4 protein-coding genes are annotated in these 4,447 nt (G+C 72.5%); all 4 read left to right on the top strand.

The features are described 5' to 3' along the window. Nucleotides 1-243: 243 nt before the first annotated feature. Entirely contained in the window at nucleotides 244-1,980 is a 1,737-nt protein-coding gene (gene pyrG, locus DKL51_RS00510) for a CTP synthase (RefSeq protein ID WP_109947959.1), read from the top strand. A 55-nt stretch (nucleotides 1,981-2,035) separates the two neighbouring features. Then, complete coding sequence (locus DKL51_RS00505) at nucleotides 2,036-2,641, top strand: NUDIX domain-containing protein (RefSeq protein WP_109947960.1); 606 nt, start codon at nucleotides 2,036-2,038, stop codon at nucleotides 2,639-2,641. A gap of 358 nt (nucleotides 2,642-2,999) precedes the next feature. After that, nucleotides 3,000-4,115 carry an alanine dehydrogenase gene (ald, locus tag DKL51_RS00500; RefSeq protein ID WP_109947961.1) on the top strand — a complete coding sequence of 372 codons (1,116 nt, stop codon included), beginning with the start codon at nucleotides 3,000-3,002 and terminating at the stop codon, nucleotides 4,113-4,115. Further along, nucleotides 4,112-4,447: site-specific integrase (locus tag DKL51_RS00495; RefSeq protein ID WP_185734655.1), on the top strand; the 336-nt coding region annotated here is incomplete at its 3' end. The genes ald and DKL51_RS00495, both read left to right, overlap by 4 nt.

The raw sequence follows: 4,447 nt of genomic DNA, 5'->3' as shown, positions 1-4,447 counted from the left end.
TCGAGTCGCCGGGCGCCCGGTCGACCCGCCGGGCGACCGGTCAACCTGCCCGCCCAGCCCGGCCCGGCATCGACCGAGGTGCCCACCGCCTGAACCGGATGGGGCTCGACGTGCGCCGACGGCGGGTGCGAGGCGGGCAGAAGCCGGGAGAGGTGTTACCGTGGAGTCCCGTGGATCGCGTGATCACTCTGCTGATCGGCACGGCGGTTCGCACGACCGCTACGGACGACACGGGAGCAGGCCTTGGCCCCTTCAGCACGGACGACCAGGCACATTTTCGTCACCGGGGGCGTCGCCTCCTCGCTGGGTAAGGGCCTCACCGCCTCCAGCCTCGGCAGTCTGCTGACCGCGCGCGGGCTGCGCGTGGTGATGCAGAAGCTCGACCCGTACCTCAACGTCGACCCCGGGACGATGAACCCGTTCCAGCACGGCGAGGTCTTCGTCACCGAGGACGGCGCCGAGACCGACCTCGACGTCGGGCACTACGAGCGGTTCCTCGACCGGGCGCTGTCCGGCAAGGCGAACGTCACCACCGGCCAGATCTACTCGGCGGTGATCGCCAAGGAGCGGCGCGGCGAGTATCTGGGCGACACGGTCCAGGTCATCCCGCACATCACCAACGAGATCAAGTCGCGGATCCTCGGCATGGCCGAGCCGGACGCCGACGGCCAGGTGCCGGACGTGGTGATCACCGAGGTCGGTGGCACGGTCGGTGACATCGAGTCGCTGCCGTTCCTCGAGGCGATCCGCCAGGTCCGGCACGACCTGGGCCGGGACAACTGCTTCTACCTGCACGTCTCGCTGGTGCCGTACCTGGCGCCGTCGGGCGAGCTGAAGACCAAGCCGACCCAGCACTCGGTCGCGCAGCTGCGCAGCATCGGTATCCAGCCGGACGCCCTGGTGCTCCGCTGCGACCGGGACATCCCGGACAAGGTCAAGGAGAAGCTCTCGCTCTACTGCGACGTGGACCGGGAGGCGGTCACCGCCGCCCCGGACGCGCCGAGCATCTACGACATCCCGAAGGTGCTGCACCGCGAGGGCCTCGACGCGTACGTGGTGCGCCGGCTCGGGGTCTCCTTCCGCGACGTCGACTGGACCCGCTGGGACGACCTGCTCGACCGGGTGCACCAGCCGCACCACACGGTCACCGTCGCGCTGGTCGGCAAGTACGTCGACCTGCCCGACGCGTACCTGTCGGTGAGCGAGGCGATCCGGGCGGCCGGGTTCGGCCACCGGGCCCGGGTGCAGCTGCGCTGGGTGCCGAGCGACGACTGCGTCACCTCGGCCGGCGCAGCGGCCGCCCTGGCCGGCGTGGACGGCATCGTCATCCCCGGCGGCTTCGGCGTCCGGGGCATCGAGGGCAAGATCGGTACCGCCCGGTACGCCCGGGAGAACGGCATCCCGCTGCTCGGCCTCTGCCTCGGCCTGCAGTGCATGACCATCGAGGTGGCCCGTCACCTGGCCGGCCTCGACGGGGCGAACTCGCTGGAGTTCGACGAGGAGGCGAAGCACCCGGTCATCGCCACCATGGCCGACCAGGAGGACATCGTCGCCGGCAAGGGCGACCTGGGCGGCACCATGCGGCTCGGGGCGTACCCGGCGAAGCTGACCGAGGGCTCGCTGGTCGCCGAGGCGTACGGCAGCACCGACGTCAGCGAGCGGCACCGGCACCGGTACGAGGTGAACAACGCGTACCGGGACCAGCTCACCAAGGCCGGGCTGCAGATCTCCGGCACCTCCCCGGACGGCCGGCTGGTCGAGTTCATCGAGCTGGACCGGAACCTGCACCCGTTCTTCGTGGCCACCCAGGCGCACCCGGAGCTGAAGAGCCGGCCGACCCGGCCGCACCCGCTCTTCGCCGCGTTCGTCAAGGCCGCCGTCGCGTACTCCGAGGCGGACCAGCTCCCGGTGGAGCTGGACCCGGCGGAGAACGCGAGCCGCAACGGCGCCGCCGCGGCGAAGGCGGCGTCCGCCTCGTGAGCGCGAGGAGTGAGCCGGGTTTGCGAGCCCCGCAGTCGCGAATGAAGGCGTCATCATGAGCGCCGTCGAGCACCGCTACGAGGTGACCGACCGCCAGGAGCGCTGGTCCGGTCGGATCTTCACGGTGGTCACCGACGAGGTGACCATGCCGGGCGGCGGCACGGCGCCGCGGGACTACGTCAAGCACGTCGGCGCGGTGGCCGTGGTGGCGCTGGACGAGGCCGGCCAGGTGGTGCTGATCCGGCAGTACCGGCACCCGGTGGGCCGGCACCTCTGGGAGCTGCCGGCCGGCCTGATGGACGTCAGCGGCGAGGACCTCGCCGCCGCGGCGGCGCGGGAGCTGGCCGAGGAGGCCGACCTGACGGCCGGCAGCATCGACGTGCTGGTCGACCTGCACAGCTCGCCGGGCTTCTCCGACGAGGTGGTCCGGGTCTTCCTGGCCCGCGACCTGGCGGACGTGCCGGCCGAGCAGCGGCACGACCGCCGCGACGAGGAGGCCGACCTCCAGGTGGTCCGGGTCGACCTGGACGAGGCGGTCGGGATGGTGCTGGCCGGGGAGATCACCAACGCCTCCTGCGTGGCCGGGCTGCTCGCCGCCGCCCGGGCCCGGGACGCCGGTTGGTCGGTGCTGCGCCGGGCGGACGCGCCGTTGCCACGCTGAGCGCACGTACGGAACGGGGCCGCGCGGTCACACCGCGCGGCCCTTTTCGTGCCGGCGCGGGACGGTGCTGACACGCCACGTGTTTCCCTTCGCGTCCGGTCGGCGCAGCGGTCCGCCTGGTGGGACGATGAGGGTGAACGTCGTCCCGACGGCTGGCGACGACTCCGGTCGACCGGCCCACTGCCACGCCTGACAGTTCGTCAGGACAGTCGGCCACCGGATGTCACTGTGCTGCCTCGCGCAGGCTGGTCGCGCGCCTAGACTGCCGCCGGCGGGACCGGTGGACCGCGCCGGCAATGGGGCCGTCGCGGCGCCGAGCAGTCGGGGGTGAGCAGCCCCGAAGAGAGGTGTCTGCATCGTGAAGGTCGGAATCCCACGCGAGGTCAAGAACCACGAGTACCGCGTGGCGATCACGCCCGCGGGCGTCAACGAGTTCACCCGCCACGGTCACGAGGTCTTCGTCGAGTCCGGCGCCGGGGTCGGTTCCAGCATCAGCGACGACGAGTTCGCGGCGGCCGGCGCCAAGATCCTGGGCGGCGCCGACGAGGTGTGGGACGCCGCCGAGCTGGTGCTCAAGGTCAAGGAGCCGGTCGCCGAGGAGTACCACCGGATGCGCGAGGGGCAGGTGCTCTTCACCTACCTGCACCTGGCCGCCTCGAAGGAGTGCACCGACGCACTGGTCGACCGCAAGGTCACCGGCATCGCGTACGAGACGGTGGAGCTGCCGGACCGCTCGCTGCCCCTGCTCGCCCCGATGTCGGAGGTGGCCGGCCGGCTCGCCCCGCAGGTCGGCGCCTTCTACATGATGCGCACCGGCGGCGGCCGCGGCGTGCTGCCGGGCGGCGTCTCCGGCGTGTACGCGGCGAAGACCGTGGTCATCGGCGCCGGCGTCTCCGGCATGAACGCCGCCGCGATCGCGCTGGGCCTGCAGTCCGAGGTGCTGCTGCTGGACAAGAACGTCGCCCGGCTGCGCCAGGCCGACGCGATCTACCGCGGGCACCTGCAGACCGTCGCCTCCAACGCGTACGAGATCGAGCGGGCCGTGCTCGACGCGGACCTGGTCATCGGCGCGGTGCTGGTGCCGGGTGCGAAGGCCCCGAAGCTGATCTCCAACGAGCTGGTCTCCCGGATGAAGCCGGGCAGCGTGCTCGTCGACATCGCCATCGACCAGGGCGGCTGCTTCGAGGACTCGCGTCCCACCACGCACGCCGACCCGGTCTACAAGGTGCACGAGTCGATCTTCTACTGCGTGGCGAACATGCCCGGCGCGGTGCCGAACACCAGCACCCACGCGCTGACCAACGTCACCCTGCCGTACGCGCTGGAGCTGGCCAACCACGGCTGGCGGGAGGCGCTGCGCCGCGACCCGGCCCTCGCCCTGGGCCTGAACACCCACGCCGGCCAGGTCGTCTACGGCCCGGTCGCCGAGGCGCACGGCATGGAGACGCTGCCGCTGGCCGAGGTGCTGGCCTGACCGCAACGCAGGACAGGGCCGGCGCGGGGGTGGAACCCGCGCCGGCCCTGCGCCGTGCCGTCCGCGGCTACCTCGACCACCTCACCGTCGAGCGCGGGCTCTCCGCCAACACGCTCTCGTCGTACCGCCGGGACCTGGACCGCTACCTCGCCACCCTGGCCGCCGCCGGGGTGACCGACCTGGCCGCCGTCGGAGCCGCCGAGGTCGAATCGCACCTGGCCCGGCTGCGCGCCGGCGACGACGAGCATCCGCCGCTGGCGGTGTCGTCGGCGGCCCGCGCGGCCAGCGCCGTGCGCGGCCTGCACCGGTTCGCGCTTCGCGAGGGGATGGCC

The organism is Micromonospora globispora (assembly GCF_003857015.1).
In the GTDB taxonomy this organism is placed as follows: Bacteria; Actinomycetota; Actinomycetes; order Mycobacteriales; family Micromonosporaceae; genus Micromonospora; species Micromonospora globispora.
This window is presented reverse-complemented; position numbering and strand designations above follow the sequence as displayed.

Coding starts and splice junctions, on each gene's coding strand:
- DKL51_RS00505 (WP_109947960.1), top strand. CDS start 2,036: ATGAGCGCCGTCGAGCACCGCTACGAGGTGACCGACCGCCAGGAGCGC.